Source organism: Paraburkholderia tagetis (assembly GCF_022213065.1).
In the GTDB taxonomy this organism is placed as follows: domain Bacteria; phylum Pseudomonadota; class Gammaproteobacteria; order Burkholderiales; family Burkholderiaceae; genus Paraburkholderia; species Paraburkholderia tagetis.
In genome coordinates, this window is the sequence record NZ_JAKLJA010000021.1 from 115,205 (window position 1) to 130,673 (window position 15,469).

At 61.9% G+C, this 15,469-nt stretch carries 12 protein-coding genes; 2 read left to right on the forward strand and 10 right to left on the reverse strand.

The window, feature by feature from the left end:
• Positions 1-115 precede the first annotated feature (115 nt).
• Entirely contained in the window at positions 116-1,027 is a 912-nt protein-coding gene (locus tag L5014_RS22685; protein WP_238465985.1) for a SphA family protein, read from the reverse strand.
• Positions 1,028-1,603: 576 nt separating this feature from the next.
• Between L5014_RS22685 and purU the strand changes: the two genes are divergently transcribed.
• Entirely contained in the window at positions 1,604-2,482 is an 879-nt protein-coding gene (gene purU, locus L5014_RS22690) for a formyltetrahydrofolate deformylase (RefSeq protein ID WP_238465986.1), read from the forward strand.
• 1 nt (position 2,483) lies between these two features.
• Here the strand turns inward: purU and L5014_RS38820 are convergent, their stop codons facing one another.
• Positions 2,484-3,113, reverse strand: coding sequence for a hypothetical protein (locus L5014_RS38820; RefSeq protein ID WP_338019315.1), 630 nt, complete (start codon positions 3,111-3,113; stop codon positions 2,484-2,486).
• Between the two features lie 24 nt (positions 3,114-3,137).
• On the opposite strand from L5014_RS38820, the gene L5014_RS22700 reads away from it, so the two are divergent.
• The gene (locus L5014_RS22700) at positions 3,138-4,250 is read left to right on the forward strand and encodes a GlxA family transcriptional regulator (protein ID WP_238465987.1); all 1,113 of its coding nucleotides are present in this window, start codon (positions 3,138-3,140) and stop codon (positions 4,248-4,250) included.
• Positions 4,251-4,426: 176 nt separating this feature from the next.
• Here L5014_RS22700 and tssJ read toward each other — a convergent pair whose 3' ends face one another.
• The 8 genes from tssJ to L5014_RS22740 form a co-directional block, all read right to left on the reverse strand.
• A complete protein-coding gene (gene tssJ, locus L5014_RS22705; RefSeq protein ID WP_420800116.1) occupies positions 4,427-4,915 on the reverse strand; it encodes a type VI secretion system lipoprotein TssJ in 489 nt (162 codons plus the stop codon).
• 95 nt (positions 4,916-5,010) lie between these two features.
• Positions 5,011-6,144, reverse strand: coding sequence for a type VI secretion system baseplate subunit TssG (gene tssG / locus L5014_RS22710; protein WP_420800117.1), 1,134 nt, complete (start codon positions 6,142-6,144; stop codon positions 5,011-5,013).
• Positions 6,145-6,155: 11 nt separating this feature from the next.
• Entirely contained in the window at positions 6,156-7,967 is a 1,812-nt protein-coding gene (tssF, locus tag L5014_RS22715) for a type VI secretion system baseplate subunit TssF (RefSeq protein ID WP_238465989.1), read from the reverse strand.
• Positions 7,968-8,046: 79 nt separating this feature from the next.
• Positions 8,047-11,043: an ImcF-related family protein gene (locus L5014_RS22720; protein ID WP_238465990.1), complete on the reverse strand. Its 2,997-nt coding sequence runs from the start codon at positions 11,041-11,043 to the stop codon at positions 8,047-8,049.
• Between the two features lie 620 nt (positions 11,044-11,663).
• Positions 11,664-11,954 carry a PAAR domain-containing protein gene (locus tag L5014_RS22725; protein ID WP_238465991.1) on the reverse strand — a complete coding sequence of 97 codons (291 nt, stop codon included), beginning with the start codon at positions 11,952-11,954 and terminating at the stop codon, positions 11,664-11,666.
• A gap of 1 nt (position 11,955) precedes the next feature.
• Entirely contained in the window at positions 11,956-13,272 is a 1,317-nt protein-coding gene (locus tag L5014_RS22730) for a hypothetical protein (RefSeq protein WP_238465992.1), read from the reverse strand.
• 198 nt (positions 13,273-13,470) lie between these two features.
• Complete coding sequence (locus L5014_RS22735; RefSeq protein WP_238465993.1) at positions 13,471-14,364, reverse strand: T6SS immunity protein Tli4 family protein; 894 nt, start codon at positions 14,362-14,364, stop codon at positions 13,471-13,473.
• 139 nt (positions 14,365-14,503) lie between these two features.
• Positions 14,504-15,400, reverse strand: a complete 897-nt coding sequence (locus L5014_RS22740; protein ID WP_238465994.1) for a T6SS immunity protein Tli4 family protein — start codon at positions 15,398-15,400, stop codon at positions 14,504-14,506.
• Between the last annotated feature and the right edge of the window lie 69 nt (positions 15,401-15,469).

The window sequence follows — 15,469 nt, forward strand, 5'->3', positions numbered from 1 at the left end:
ATAAGAGCGCTCATATTCTTGAATCGAAAAAAACACGAACTTCGGCTTATACGGGCGCGTGTCATTGAAAACACTCGAGCGGAGACGGCGCGCTCACACCGGGTCATGACGGCGACTAGAACGCCAGCGTAGTCGTGGCCTGCACGCTCGTCGTGCTCTTGAGACGATTGGTGCTGGCGATGCTCGGCACCCAGCGCAGGCTCGCGGAAAGCGGGTGCTTGCCGTTGATCTTCGTGTCGTAGGTGACGATGGGACCCATCGCGAAGTCGCGCCCGACAAATCCGCCGAGCCTGTCAGCTATCGGGCCGCTATCGCTGCCAAGCTGTTGAACCGTGCCCATCACGAGGCCCACGCCAAAGCCGTTGGCGAACTTCTTGAGGCCCATGACATCGAGCGTCAGCAACGGCGCGTTCTGGTAATCGGTCGCGTGATTGCGGGTGTAGAACTGCAGCCCGAGCACGGCATCGAATTCGAGCCCGTACTGAGGCACGAACTTCGTATACGCGACTTGCGGCACGAAGGTCCAGTTATTCAGGCTGGGATTGGCGAGCGCATTGGCGTTGTATTGCCCCGTGGGCGCCCAGAAGTTGAAGCTCAGCGCGATATGGTCGGTCTTGCTCAGATGGTAGCCGGCCACGATCGGCGTGAAATACATGTCGAACAGATTCGAGGCGCGGTCGCTCGTCGAACTCGACGCCCGTCCCACGGAGAACGTGCCCGTGACCTCCTCCCACACATAGGGCAGCGTGATGGCCGAAGCGAAGTCCCATCCGCCGACGCCGCCCCAGACATGCTCGATGGTCGCAAGCGTGAACGCAACCTTGCCGTCCACGCCAAGCGAGGTCCGGCCGCCAATCGGCACGCCGCGGTTCGCGCTTATCGAGCCATCGATATAGATCTGCTGGAGGCTCACGATTGTCATCGGCTCCGGCGGCACGATGCCCAGACCCGGCACCACGCTCATGCCCGCAACGGGCCGCCCGAGCGCACCTTCCGTTGCCCCGGCCAGCCCGGGACCGAGCGCCATGACCGCAGCCAGACCGCACGCCGCATAAAGCCTGAACCCGTTTCGAACGTTCTCCCGACATTTCATATGAGCGTCCTTGCTTGAGAGGACCGACTTATTTATCCAAGGCGATACGGATCCATGCCAGAACCGGCGTTAATTATAAGACAATGAAAGTCAATTTTTTTCAAACGAAACAACCGGTTTTCATAAATTTGAGATTTAGTATTGGCATTTTTGCCAATTGGCCGCTAATGGCACGATTTACGTTGTCGTATTCGAGTTAATGCAGTAATTGCCCGTCGCCCAGGCGAATTGGCATTAGCGGCCATGCGAAGCAAGGACAGGCGCGACGCCGAGCGAATACCACGCCGCAGCGACGCTGCACGCGCCCGACGGTTGGCGTTTCCATACTCGCAACATAGCGGGTGCGTTCTATGTGTCGGCGGGCAAACAATGGCTTACTGCTCGCATCGCCCCAAAGCGCGTATGGCGCGTATGGCGCGCATACCGCGTATCGCGCGCCATATCGGCGCATTGACCGTATGAGCCGAGCGCGCCGCGCGGGGGCGCTTCACGACACCTGGAGACTTTCGTATGTCCAACGACGTTCGCCCACATCAGTACGTCCTGACCCTGTCCTGCCCGAGCGCCGCCGGACAGGTGGCCGCTGTCGCCAGCTTTCTGGACGGCCACCATTGCTATATCGACGAGCTGACCGTCTTCGACGACGACATCAGCTCGCGCTTTTTTCTGCGCTGCGTCTTTCACGAAGTGATTCGGGGGACGAACGGCGAGCTCGATCTCGCGAGCCTGCGCCAGGAATTCGAGCCCACGGCGCGCACGCACGAGATGACGTGGGCGATCCACGACCTGCAGGTCCGCCCCAAGGTGCTGATCCTGGTGTCGAAGCTCGAGCACTGCCTCGCCGACCTGCTGTTCCGCTGGCGCATGGGCGAATTGCAGATGGACATTGCGGCCATCGCCTCGAACCATGCCGATTTCGAACCGCTCGCCCGCCAGCACGGGCTGCCGTTCCGGCATCTGCCGGTCACGCCGGAAACACGCCAGCAGCAGGAAGCCGCGATCCTCGACCTGTTCGAATCGACCGGCTCGGAGCTGCTCGTGCTCGCGCGCTACATGCAGATTCTTTCCGACGAAACGAGCAAGCGTCTCGCCGGCCGCGCGATCAACATCCATCACTCGTTCCTGCCCGGCTTCAAGGGCGCGCGCCCCTATCACCAGGCGCACGTGCGCGGCGTGAAGCTGATTGGCGCGACGGCGCACTTCGTCACCGACGACCTGGACGAAGGCCCGATCATCGAGCAGGAAGTGCAGCGCGTGGACCACACCTGCGACCCGGAGCGGCTGCTCGCCGTGGGCCGCGACGTCGAGTGCGTGACGCTCGGGCGCGCCGTGAAGGCATTTTTGGAGCGCCGCGTGTTCATCAACGACGGCCGCACGGTCGTGCTCTAACTCACCCTTGATGACGGCGCTGGGCCTCCTGAGCGAGGCTGGCCAGCGCCGCCTCGCTCAACTTCCCGGTCACGCGCCGCGCATAATCGTGATGCCGCCCTTCCAGCGTCGCGCCCAGGCACCGCGCGCGCAGATAGCGCAGCAAGCCGATGCGCTGATGCCCGCGCGCCATGCTCTGTTCGAGCAGGGCGAGCGCAGCGGCGGCGTCGCCGTGGCTGGCGCGCTGGTTGAGCTCGACGGTTTTGGTGCGCGGCACGTGCGACACGGTAAAGGACCTTTTCGCTTGAATCGGCGGGGATCGGCTGGAATCGACCGGAATCGACGGCGGAGTCGACGGAAACTGGCTTGAATCTGGCTCGAATCCGGCTTGTTCGGGCCGGCGCGCGGCACCCGCCGCCACGCCACGCCGAGTTTCGCCAACGCAGCCGCGAGCCGATAGAACAAATGCGCCGAGGCCGCGGAACGCCGTCGCCACGGGCCGCGCCATGGCCGCCTGATTTCGCTTTGACGCAGATAGCTGACGCATAAGTACAAGTGCCGGAGCGCCGGATAAGCGACGCTTGAGCGGACTGCATCGCCGCGGGTTTTGCGTATCCGGGCCGCAGACGTCCTTCGCATGCGCGCCGCGCATGAGCTTTCCGAGCCACCCGCCGCCATGTCCGACCCGCTACCGATCGTTCCCTCGCCCGACGTCCAGCCCAAGGAGCGCATCCGCTTTGGGATCGTGCTGCTGCCCAATTTCACGCTCACCGCGTTTTCGGGTTTCGTGGACATGCTGCGCCTCTCGGCCGACGACGGCGACTACAGCAAGCCCGTGCGCTGCTCGTGGCGCGTGATCGGCGAGACGCTCGCGCCGGTGCGCGCGAGCTGCGGCATCCAGGTCACACCATGGGAGACCTTCGAGGACGCCGAGCCCGTCGACTACCTCGTGGTCGTGGGCGGCCTGCTGCATTCCGGTCCGCAAGCCAGCGAGGAAACGCTGCGCTACATCCGCCGCGCGGCGGCGGGCACCACCACGGTCGTGGGCATCTGCACGGGCGTCTTCGCGATGATGCGCGCGGGCGTGCTCGGCGATCACCGCATCTGCGTGAGCTGGTTCCACTACTGGGACTTTATCGAGCGCTTTCCCACTGTGAACGCCGATGCCATCGTCGCCGACCGGCTCTTCGTGATCGACCGGCGCCGCATTACCTGCTCGGGCGGGCGGGCGTCGATCGACGTGGCCGCCGCGATCCTGCTGCGCCACTTCGACCACGCGACGGTGCAAAAGGCCCTGCGCATCCTGCTGGTTGGCGAGATGCAGAAGGGCAATGCGCCCCAGCCGCATCCGCCAGGCCTGGAGCCCGCGACGCATCCGAAGGTCAAGCGCGCCATCCTGCTGATGGAGCAGCAGGTGGGGCGCAATATTCCGCTCGAAGAGCTCGCGTGCAAGCTCAATCTCTCGCCGCGCCAGCTCGAACGGCTCTTCAAGGCCGAGACGGGCAAGAGCCCGCGTGCGTTTGCTAATGTGCTGCGTTTGCGTACTGCTGCCTGGTTGCTTACTAGCTCGGACCGCACTGTGGCGGACATCGCATCGAGTTGTGGATTCGCGGATGCCTCGCATCTGGGGCGGGAATTCCGCAAGCAGTTCGGGGTGCCGCCGATCATGTTCCGCGAGCAGCGCAGCGGGCAAGAGCCTTCGCAGATGGCGGATCTTGATGCGTTCTTTCGCACTGAACGGATCGTGGTGGGTGAGGCAAGCGTGGCTGCTTCTGCTTCGTTGCATTAGGGGCTGTTTTTTTCGCGTTTTCTTGTTTTCGTGTCGGTATGCAAGCGTTGCCCCGCACAGGGGCAACGCTAATAGACCACCACGAACACAAGGAAACGCGAAAAAACCAGGCTCCGCAAACCAGCAAAATGCACACCTTCACTGCCGACGTTCACCACTAACAGGCTCAGCCCTGTTTAAATGCCAACCAGCACCAGCTCACTACCACTAACCTCGATCTTTACAGGGTCCGTCCTCTTCCATTGCTTCTTCGGGATCACCAGCTTCCAGGTCCTGCCCTGCACCGGCTCACGAAAGAACGCCACCACCCCCACAACCTGCGCATCCGGGCTCATCGGCTCGGCGATGCTTGCGCTCGCCCCCGGCTGCAACACAACGTCCTTTGTAGCCAGCAGGTCCGCCTTGAGCAAATTCAGATCGTCCGATTGCAACTGCATATAGTTCAGTTGTGCAAAGGTATTGGCATCCTTGAGCTGATAAAACCTCACGACCATCGAGAGCGATTTCCCTTGTGCGTCGGCATTGAGCGACGCGCGACCCTTGAGGTCCACGCTCATCGTCTTGACCCGGGTCGTGAAGACCCACTTTGCAGCATTCACGACACCATCGCCCACCGCCTGGGCAACTCCGCAGCCGGCCGTGGCCGCAGTCAGCAATACCGCCATCGCCAAGGTTGCGTGTCGTGCCGCGCGTTTCGTTCTTGCGTCCATTTCGAAAATGCCTTTGTTCCCTTGGTTTCTTGTGTTTATTTTGCTGCCCTTCATGCCCGTGCTTCCCCGGCCCCATTCCAGCGCCCGAGTTGCACGCGCGTGACGCTTGCCACCGCATCAACAGCGGGGCCGGCCTGCGCTTCCAGTTGCACGGTAAAACCCAGGTTCGCGTGACGCGGCTCCAGCACGGGCTTAGGCATGAGTTCCGCACGCACGTGCATCTCCAGATCCGCTTCGCTTTCGTAGCCTAGATAGAACCGCAACAGCGCCATGACCTCGCGATGGACGGGTTGTCCCGGCACGAGAGAAAGCACGGTTTCACGCGAATCTGGCGTGATCACGACCCGTACCACGTTCGCACGGTCGTAGAAGCCTCGGCCGAGCAGACACTGCTCCCCGAGCGCGGCGGGTTCCACCTCGTCGACTTCACGCCAGACCGGGTGAAATTCCTCAACGGCGATCGATGCGTCCGCAACGGCATATCGCAGCACGCCTGCGAGCCCTTCTGCCGTGCGCGTCTTCTGCATAGCGAGCCCGAGCATCGACAGCAGACGGCGCTTGTCGGCCACGTTCGCGAGTCCCGGGCGTGCACTGGCGGATGCGCGTTCCTCGCCGAGCGCGGGCGCGGACAGTTTGGGATTGGAGACGGCGGCGCGCGTCGGCGTACCGAATCCGAAACCGGCGAAGCTGAGCAAATAGCGCGATACCGGGTCCGTGCCGTCGCGTCTGAACCCGACTGGGTAGCGGTACTTGCGCGCAACGCGGTAGAACTGCGTGATGACGCGGTGATGAAAAAGATCGAGGAACGCGGCCAGGGGCTCCGCCCCATCGCGGTTCAACACAACCTCGTCGACGAAATACGCAGGCATGCGCGCATCCACGCCATAGAGCCCAAGGAATGTCGTGATCACCGACGCAGGCGCTGCCGGATTGCCGGTGTCGTATCTGACCGCGTCGATCTCGCGGCCCGGGAAACCCAGTTGCGCGCGCGAACGGAACCGGACCGGGTCCGTGAACGGCGAATCCGTTGTTCCCAGGGACGGCTTATCCGGTGCGGCCATGTCGAGCAGTTCGCAGAAGCGGATGAAATTCATCCGCGTCGCCTGATCGAGTAACGCGGGCAGCAGCGGCGAAACCCGTGCCGAAACCCGTGGCGAAACGTTTGCCGATGCGGCCGCGGGCATCCTGGGTGCGTTCAAAACGGTGCCCCCTCGCCCTTCGTTTCGGGCCACTCGATACGGCGTCCGGTTGGCTGGCTCACGATCACGAGCTTCGTGTACAGATTCAGCGTTGCGTAGAGGCCCAGGAAGCGGTTGAGCATGCTGCCGAAGAGTTCGAGATCCCCATCGCCGGCGAAGCGTCCGGCATCGAGCGTCACGGTGATTTCGACCCCGCGCATCAGCCCGCCCATCACGAGCTTGCTGAGCGGCCGGTGCTGCACGTGGGTGATGGCCTCGATGCGCCGGCGGTTCAGTTCGCCGTCGGTCCAGTCATAGAGCGCGAGCGAGCCGCGCAGGATCTCCGCGTCGAGCAGCGACAGGTAGTTCGGCGCAAGATGCGAGAGCACACGCCACTGGAACCGGTCACCCGTGGGCGGATAGACCGGGAGCGTCGGCGCAGTCAGGTTGCGTACCGCGCCGATATTGGTGAAGCCGCCGCGCATGCGCGTAATCCCCGCTTCACGCAGGGCCTGGCGCGGCAGCATGCCGTTGGTTCCGGTCACCGACAACGTCAGCGTTTCGGTGAGCAATGTGCTGGCCTGATCCCACGCGTGGCCGCCGAGCACGATCCACGTATCGAACCGGCCAGACGGGCCGCGTCGCATGCGAGTGTGATAGTAACGCTCGGGCATTTCGTGGCGCAGCATGCCGCCACGATGCCGGAATGCGGCGAAAGGCACATATTCGAAGCGGCGGCCGCGCTCGAAATACTCCACGCCATCGACCGAATAAATGTCGATGAGCGACGCGTGCTCGGTGCGCGCGCGCACCCGATATTCGGTCTCGTGCTGCGTGACCGTCACGGGATCGGCGCCGACTGCGAAGAGATTGATAACCGGTGTGCAATAGAGACGGATATTGTCCGCATTGAAGCGCATGTCGTCCGGCCAGGGACGCTCGAGCACGACTTCGACATCGAGCGACGTCGCCCACGCGGGGATCGCCTGCATATCGAGGCCGAGGAGGTCGACGAACATGAACTTTTCGGGGAACGTAAAGTACTCGAGCAGCAACTGGTAGCCGCCAAACGTGTTGTCGGCCTTGGGCCAAAGACGTTCTTCGGCAGCCAGCCCGGCCGGCGCGAGACGCAGGCCCGGCATGGCGACCGGTGCACCGGGACGATCTTCAGGCCAGCCCGGCACACGCACCTGCATCGCCACGGGTTTGGCGGTCAGTGCGGCGTAAAGCGAAAGCGCAACGGGCCGGTCCGCGTTCAGGTACAGGCGCAAACGCGGCACTTGCAGCCGCTCGCGCTCCGCCTGGCTCTGAATGGCCAGACGCAGGCTGATGACGGAGCGTCCGTCCTCGCGCGCGTAGACGCCCGCTTCGCTCAGGGCCAGCGGATACAGGTCGACCGCCTGGGTGGTGCGATACACGCACTCGATCACGGCATCGCCCGCACTGGCGCCGGTCCCCACGGGATCGGAAGTGGCTTCCAGACCCGCCTCGAGCGTTTCGTGCTTCTGCAACGCGCCGGCTTCGGGAATGAGTTCGAGGATGGCGAGCGAGGGAATCATGCGCAGATAGTGCGGCCATAGCATGCTCACGAGACCCTCGGTCAACTCGGGCAACTCGTCGTCGAGCTTGTGACGCAGGCGCCCCATCAGGAAGGCAAAGCCTTCGAAGAGCCGCTCGACATGCGGGTCGCGCTCGCCCACGCGGTCGAGGTCCAGTTCGCGCGCGCGATCGGGGAACGCCTGTGCGAATTCCTTCCCAGCTTCGCGCAGATAGCGCATTTCCGCCTCGTAATAGCGCAGGATTTCGTTATCACGGGTTGGATCGGTCATAGTGCGAATTCCTTGACTGGCCATGCACGGGCTCTTCCTGCGGACGCGCTGAAACGGCCGCTTTGCGGATCACGATGAATCATTGCGGCACCTGCCCCTGAGGGATTGGCATGGCCGCGCGTTTTGCGGCGGCCAGCGCCGCTTTGGGCAGCGGCGGCGGTCCACTCGGCTGGGGTGCCTTCGCACCAGACGCCGCGCGCTCGACGAAGATACGCGTGGGCAGCGTAAAGCCTCGCAGCGCCAGCAGTTCAAGCGGTCCCTTGCCCACATCGGTGCGAATCAGGTAACGCAATGGGTGCGTCACGTCCGCCGGTACCGATGCAAGCGGCTCCTGCGGCTCCTGCGCCACCTGCGCCGCGACATCGGCAAGTCCGTCCGCCTTCGACTCGCCGGACTTCGGACCCGCGCTCTCCGGCTTCGCCTGCCACGTCACCTGGTAGGTCGCGCTGTCCACCGGTTCCACCCTTGCCCGTTCGAGCATGCGCACCAGCGCCCAGCGTCCGCTGAACTCGAAGCCTTTGTTGATGCCCGCCGTGTCGGTCTGCCACTCAAGCCGCGTGCCGGACTTCTGGGGCTCGCCGGCAGGCCACGTTATCGTGCTCCACGTCTCCATCTGGTTGTAGTAGTGAAGCGTCTGACCGTCGAGCGTCAGCAACGTGTCCGTCACACCGGGCGTCGGCACGGGTTTGAGCGCGAAGACGTACTGCGGTTCGCCCTGAGCGAACAGATGGCCCGCCACCTGCTGCAGCGTGTTGATTGCACTGAGGAACGCCGGGTCGAATGCGCGAGCCGTGCTGCCCGCGCCGACCCCACCCGAGACCGCCACCCACCGGTCACCCTGCAACTGCAACGCACCCGCGAGCTGCGTGGAAAGGAAGCTTTCGATAAGACCGCCCTGCGGACGCAGAAAGCGGGCGAGCTCGGGCAACGACGCCTCGCTGGATGTGTTCGCAAAAGGATAGCGGCCCGCGAACGAGCGGTTCCACGCGGCGACGATCGTCTGTCGCCAAGCATCGTTCAGGCTAGCCTCAGCGGGTACGAGCACCGTGCGCGTCGCTTGCGTGACCGGCGCCACGAAAAGCGCAGCGCCCATGCCGGCCCACTGCTCACCGAGACTGGCGGCAACGAGCCGGGCATACGACAGCGTATCGGAGAGTTCAGAACCCTTGCCCTGATAGAGCGCCTGCGCAACCTGACGTGCCTGATCGTCCGCATCGGCGCTGTCGCTGATTTGCTGCAACTTCAGGCGCAGCGTCATCACGCGTTCCGTGAACCGCTCAAGACTCAACTCGCTGCCCGCAGCAGGCGCGGCATTGCTGTTGCCACTCTGGCCGACCAGCTTGAGCACCGGTCCGAAGGCCGCATCGAGCGGCCCTGCCGGGGCGGCCTGCGCGGCCTGCGATGCATCGTCCTTCTTGCCGAAGAAGTTCTGCGCCTTGGTGACCAGCGCATCGGAAAGCGAAGCCTGCTGTACACCCGCCCCACCCTGCCAGGCCAGCGACTTCATCAACGCGATGAGTGGCGACTGCCGCGCATCGGCGATGAGCCTCAGTTGCCCAACGGCAGCAGGCAGCGTGGGGGCCGCTGCGCACCGGATACCGTTCATGAAATCCTGCCAGTGCTCGGCGTAGTCGGCGAAGTAGTGGGCGCGAAGGGCCGCGCGCAGCGCATCGGGCGTCATTGCCGTGACGGCCTGCGAACCTCCATTGTTGCCGAGGACCCAGTTGCCGGCCACGCCGTTGTGCTTCGCGGCGGCGTCGATTGCTGCCTCGATCGAGCCCTCCCAGGCCTGGCGCGTGAAGACGCCTGGGACCGTTGCTGCGGTCGAGAAGACGCCGCGCGTATCCGTGCCTGCCGTGAGCGAGGCGAGTGTCTGGTCGGGAAACTTGCGCCCCACCGAGTCGAGAATGCCCTGATAGATCGTGTCTTCGGAATTCTTCACGCCGATGATCGCGAGCAGCGTCTGGCGCGCGTTGCCGACGAGATCCTCGCGCGGCTGAATGCGCCAGTCAGGATGCGCGGGAAAGTGCTGTGCCCAGAAGCCCAGCAACCGCGCGGACAGGTCGAGTTTTTCGCCGGGCCGCAGGCCGGTGTCGAGGTTCCAGTGATGCATGAGCTGTGGCGTCATGAAGGCCGGATCGGCACGTTGCGGCTCGGCCAACATGAGGTAAGTCTTGAGCGCTTGCTGGCCGTCCTGGGCCATCTGGCTGCTCTGGGTATCGACTTCGGCGGTCGACATCTGGCCGAGATCGACGAGTTGGCCTTCGATGTCCTGTTGTACCGGTGAAACGAGTAGCGGCTTTGCGGCGCGGGCGTACGGTGTCCACAGTGCGTTGACTACCGCCCGGTCGTGGTTGAGCCCGAAACGGGTGAATAACGGCGTGTGTTCCTGCACGCGCGCCTCGTGCAAGCCGATGCGCTGCTGAAGCCCAAGCAGCGCGCGCAGCCGTGCCGGAGTATCGCTGGCACGTTTGAGCGCCTGCAAGGACTCATTCGTGAGCATGACCTCACGTGCGTTGTTCGTTCCCGAGACAAGCATGCCGATGGTCCACAGACCGATGAGGGCAAGCGCGATGGCCGAATACACCGTGACCGGATGCGCAAACGTGCGACGGCCCGGTGTGTGACTTGCGGCGGTGGCAAGGTAGCGCCACAGGGGCAGGCGTGCAGGGTCCGAGGATCCTGAAGCCGATACGCCAGCGACTGCCAACGGGGCAAAGAAAACGCCCGCGACCGGCAGCGGTCGACGTTGCCAATCGGATAACCCCGTGATCCAGCGTGCAAGTGGCTTCGCGCGGGTATCGAGCCGCATGGACAGCTCCGATGCGTAGCCATCGTTGCCATTAGCGGCAAGCTGATGCACGCTGCGGTCGGCCAGCCGGTCGCGCAGTTTGAACATTGCGGCTTCAATGGCGGAGGCATCGAGCGGATGCGAAAATTCGCAGCCCGTCACGGGCGTGTTGATTCGGTGCACGGGATCGGTGCCGGCGACATCGACGACATACACCGGCGCCGACCAGCGCAGAAGCTCGGTGATGCGCGCGAGGTGGAGTCCGCGGTGGCTTCTGTCAACCATGGCGTTAGGCAACGGCGTCCTGTCGTCCACAACCAAAACAATCGCATCTAGCGGACGGCTGCATCGCATCCGGCGGATCTGGCGTAGCCGCTGCTCATCGATTCCCCCATCCGTCCCGCTGGCACCCGAAAGCAGCACGGTTTCGTGGGAGGCGTGCCATCCAGATTCCTCGAGTCCGGGCAAAAGACAGTTGATAGCCGTATCATCGCCTACCAGCAAAAGCCACGGCTGACGGTAGCGCCAACGTAAGCCATTCTGCGCTTGCAATGCCCGGCGAAGCGGTTTCAACGTCTGTGGCGAACCTTGATTATTCCTGGTACTAGCGGATACATGACCTTGAGTTGTATTCGCCACCTCCTGTCTGCGCAGATGCAGCCAGTCCCCCAGTCTGCGCAGCGCACCCATCCAGCGAAACAGTCCATCGAACGATACGAGGAACGCCAAGGCAAGTGCGCCAAGCGCCACGCCCATCAGCGCATAACCGATCGCAGTCGGTGTCGTGAGTCCCAAAGCGCTTCCCCATATCAGGACCGCGCCGGCAACCAGCAATGCGAGAATCACTATGACAAGCAGGTCAATATGCAGTTTTTTCATTGTTCCAGGCTGCGATGCCTAGCAGGTTACAAATCTACGTATGAGGCACCCTGCGACGGAATAAGTAGCGGGGCAGGATTGCATTGACACACACACAGGTCGTCGCTCAGGGCCGCCTCTCTGCCGTCGGGTCCTGTCATCGACCAACGTTTCCCCGTGCACACAATGCGCCCAACTGTCTTGCACACCGGGCACCACACGGGGTCGTTCTCATAGGCCTGCTCACGCCCATTGAGCGTGTCGTTCGAATCCCCTCCCAGGACAACACCGCCAGTCGTGGTTGTATCGCCTTTCACAATGTCGTAGCGTCGTGTCATCTCAGGTTGCCTGTGGTTCGGTTGTTTTTTCGGATAACCCGGTAGATGCGGCCATGGAACGGTCTTCGACAGAGATATCGCTAAGCACCGCACAGTCAACACCCTCACACTGGCCTGCGAAGACAATCTGGAGCGGCGCGGCTGTGGAAAGGGAGTTAGCCGCACATGCAACCGCGAGCCAAGGCGCCGCAATGCCCGCATGCCCGACGCGCGAATCAAGATCGACGGGCAGAATTTCCAGCCCAGCCAGCACTGCGGACTTGCGCAGTGCACCCGCATGTGTTTGATCGAGACCTGTCTGCCACCCGCCGGAGATCGCTTTAGCTGTCGAACTGGCCCATTTCAGCGCATGCATGAGCGCGCCATTCGAAAGGTTGAATGGGCCGCGTACCGGTCGATAAAGGTTTGTCATGCGAGCCATTCCGTGCTGACGTGCCAGCGCGTACGGTATGAGCAGAAGGCCCACACCGGCCTCGGCTGTACCCCGTGGGGGTGAGTCAGCCAGCAGGGAATGTAACTGGATGGCAACGACCAGCTTCACTTCCCGTTGCCGCCCGGATGCAACCTGATCTAGCCATCCATCGACCATCTGCAGATCGCAGCGGTCCGTCCCCACCGCGAAAGCGTACGCGATATGAAACCCGAAACTGTCCCAGCATTCGCGCCACAGAGCCTCGTTCTGCTCGCCTGTCAGCATCCCTGAAACCAGCAGGTGCACATCGAGACCGGCTTGCATGGGCAATGCGTTGATTGCTCCCGCAAGTTCCGCCAGCAGTTCCTTGAACAGCCATCGAGTGACCTCTATATGGCGCTTCTGATCATCTTCATGCGTGCCAGCGTGTAGCTTCACATCTGGCACTTCAAGCCAGCGCACCTTGTCCGGTTCACTGTCGCACGCAAACAGTTCTTGTACCGTTAGTCTGAGCGCCCCGGACTGAATGCTCGTAATGGCATTCTCATCGGGCATCGCCGAAAACCGATGTGACACGCCCAGTACGGATATCGGCTCGCTCGCTGCGGAGAACACGCGATCGTTGTACTGCCGCGTCGCCCGGTTGCTCATCTGCACATCCAGTTCGCGCGCAGCATGGTGCTGGTACCGGAGCAGCACAATGAGTGCAGGAATCCCTACCGGGAAAAGGACCAGCGTGCACCAGAAGTCGAACGTGTGGGTCGACTTGCTCTTCGGCCAGAGCATCAGCACGGAGAAAATGCCGACCAGAACCAGCACAAGAAACACCACCGTCCAGACAAACCGGGAAGGCGGTTTATTCGTATCTGATATCTCGACCGGAAGCAGCGAGAAGTCAACGGCCATTTCGCACCGCAATCTGATTCCCAGCGCGCGTCGCAATGCGGGCAGCCCTTTCGGCCGGCAAAGCGAATACGTCGTTGCAGAGGTATTGGATGGCGGCCGCAACCGACAGGCTGTGTGTCGGTGCAGCTCTAACAACTGGCATCACAGCGACGCCCGATGCTGCAACGACTGCCTTAACGAAACCTCGACGGGATATGTTCATACCGCCCCCGGACGCAGTCGGATCGAGTTCACCAAGGTGTCCCACAGCTCCAGCGCTTCGTCATCGCTAGAGAAAGATTCCCGATTCGTCGCATAGGCGCTTTCGCGAACCTCAAGCGAAACATTCAGGTTGGGCTCGGCCAGCGAATAACTCTTGCCTGGCGCCTCCCATTTAAAGCCGTAGCCGCGTTTGCCATTCTGCGTGCCCGCCACGAGGATTTCGTCGGCCTGAATCGGACCCACCGGGCGAGCGTGGTTGCGCAATTGGGACAGGCCCGCCGCCATGCCGAGCATTCTCGCCAGGATGCCCCCGGCGCGCTGGCGCAGGCCCTCTTCAGCTGCGCCCACAAAGCTGCTGACTTCGAGCGTCACGTCGGGCTTGCCTTCGAGTTTGATGAGCAGATTCCAGCTCTCGTAGTTGCGGAAATCGTCTGCGAGGATCGTGTCACTCACGACAAAACCAATTCCTTCAGGTAACTGGTCTTTAGGAATTTCCCGCCATTTCTCACTGCAGCGTTTGAAAAACGCCAAAGCCAAATCTTTCTTTGCTACCGAAGTACTATTTGGGTATCTCACAATTGCTCTTCCCGCCCTGAAATAGGTATCGAATTCATAGCCTGCTTCGTCATAGGGCTGCTCCCACGAGACGAGCGTTACTGAGTCGTTCGCAAGACGTACCAGCTCAATGAAAGAAGGCTTGCCCGACTTCTGAATCCGCCTTCTGAGCTCTGCCTCTCGCCGGCTAACAAGCTGCGAAAATTGTGCGTCGTCGCGTGGTGCGAGAAGCTCAAGTGAATCTTTGTCATAGTCCCAACTCTCGACCAACTGCGCGCTCACCGGAACGTCGACAAGATGCCTTCCGATCGCGTGGGTTTTCCATTCTTCCTTCATGCGGAGTCCTTTTTATGCCATTTTGCCTGCTGCGCGATCTTGACAATTGCGTACATCGTGGCGTAAAGCGACCGCTGGTGCTTGTCGCCAAGCGAAGTATCTGCAACGACTGCGTTAACGAAACTTCGACGGGATATGTTCATACCGCCCTCGGACGCAGTCGGATCGAGTTCACCAAGGTGTCCCACAGCTCCAGCGCTTCGTCATCGCTAGAGAAAGATTCCCGATTCGTCGCATAGGCGCTTTCGCGAACCTCAAGCGAAACATTCAGGTTGGGTTCGGCCAGCGAATAACTCTTGCCTGGCGCCTCCCATTTAAAGCCGTAGCCGCGTTTTCCATTCTGGGTGCCCGCCACGAGGATTTCATCGGCCTGAATCGGACCTACCGGGCGAGCGTGGTTGCGCAATTGGGACAGGCCCGCCGCCATGCCGAGCATTCTCGCGAGGATACCCCCGGCACGCTGGCGCAGACCCTCCTCGGCCACGCCTACAAAGCTGCTGACTTCCAGTGTCACGTCGGGCTTGCCTTCGAGTTTGATGAGCAAACGCCAGCTTTCGTAGTTGGGGAAATCGTCTGCGAGGATAGTATTACTCACGACAAAACCAATTCCTTCAGGTAACTGGTCTTTAGGAATTTCCCGCCACTTCTCACTGCAGCGTTTGAGAAAGGTAGTCGCCTTTTCTTTATTGGCTACGGGGATCGCGTCTTTCCGGTACTGGATAACGCGGCTCCCTGCCCTGAAAAAAGTATCTGTCATATAGATACCTTCAGCCTCGGTCAAGCTCCACGAAAAAAGCGTGACCGATCCATTGGACAGAGCCACGCGCTCAACGAATGACGGTTTTGCAGACTTGTCGGCCGGTGTCTTCAACTGGGCCTCTCGCCGGCTAACGAGCTCCGAAAATTGTTTGTCATCGCTGGGAGCGAGAAGCTCAAGCGAATCTTTGTCATAGTCCCAACTCTCGACAAGTTGCGCGCTCGCTGGAACATCGACAAGGTGACGTCCGATTGCGTGAGTTTTCCAATCTGGTTTCATGCGGATTCCTTTTTATGCCATTGCGCCTGCTGCGCGATCTTGACAATTGCGTACATCGTGGCGTAAAGC

Bases quoted from the DNA above. Each gene is read 5' to 3' on its own strand.
- L5014_RS22685 (WP_238465985.1), bottom strand. From the start codon at position 1,027: ATGGCGCTCGGTCCCGGGCTGGCCGGGGCAACGGAAGGTGCGCTCGGG.
- purU (WP_238465986.1), top strand. From the start codon at position 1,604: ATGTCCAACGACGTTCGCCCACATCAGTACGTCCTGACCCTGTCCTGC.
- L5014_RS38820 (WP_338019315.1), bottom strand. From the start codon at position 3,113: ATGCGCGGCGCGCATGCGAAGGACGTCTGCGGCCCGGATACGCAAAAC.
- L5014_RS22700 (WP_238465987.1), top strand. From the start codon at position 3,138: ATGTCCGACCCGCTACCGATCGTTCCCTCGCCCGACGTCCAGCCCAAG.
- tssJ (WP_420800116.1), bottom strand. From the start codon at position 4,915: ATGGCGGTATTGCTGACTGCGGCCACGGCCGGCTGCGGAGTTGCCCAG.
- tssG (WP_420800117.1), bottom strand. From the start codon at position 6,144: ATGCCCGCGGCCGCATCGGCAAACGTTTCGCCACGGGTTTCGGCACGG.
- tssF (WP_238465989.1), bottom strand. From the start codon at position 7,967: ATGACCGATCCAACCCGTGATAACGAAATCCTGCGCTATTACGAGGCG.
- L5014_RS22720 (WP_238465990.1), bottom strand. From the start codon at position 11,043: ATGGTTGACAGAAGCCACCGCGGACTCCACCTCGCGCGCATCACCGAG.
- L5014_RS22725 (WP_238465991.1), bottom strand. From the start codon at position 11,954: ATGACACGACGCTACGACATTGTGAAAGGCGATACAACCACGACTGGC.
- L5014_RS22730 (WP_238465992.1), bottom strand. From the start codon at position 13,272: ATGGCCGTTGACTTCTCGCTGCTTCCGGTCGAGATATCAGATACGAAT.
- L5014_RS22735 (WP_238465993.1), bottom strand. From the start codon at position 14,364: ATGAAGGAAGAATGGAAAACCCACGCGATCGGAAGGCATCTTGTCGAC.
- L5014_RS22740 (WP_238465994.1), bottom strand. From the start codon at position 15,400: ATGAAACCAGATTGGAAAACTCACGCAATCGGACGTCACCTTGTCGAT.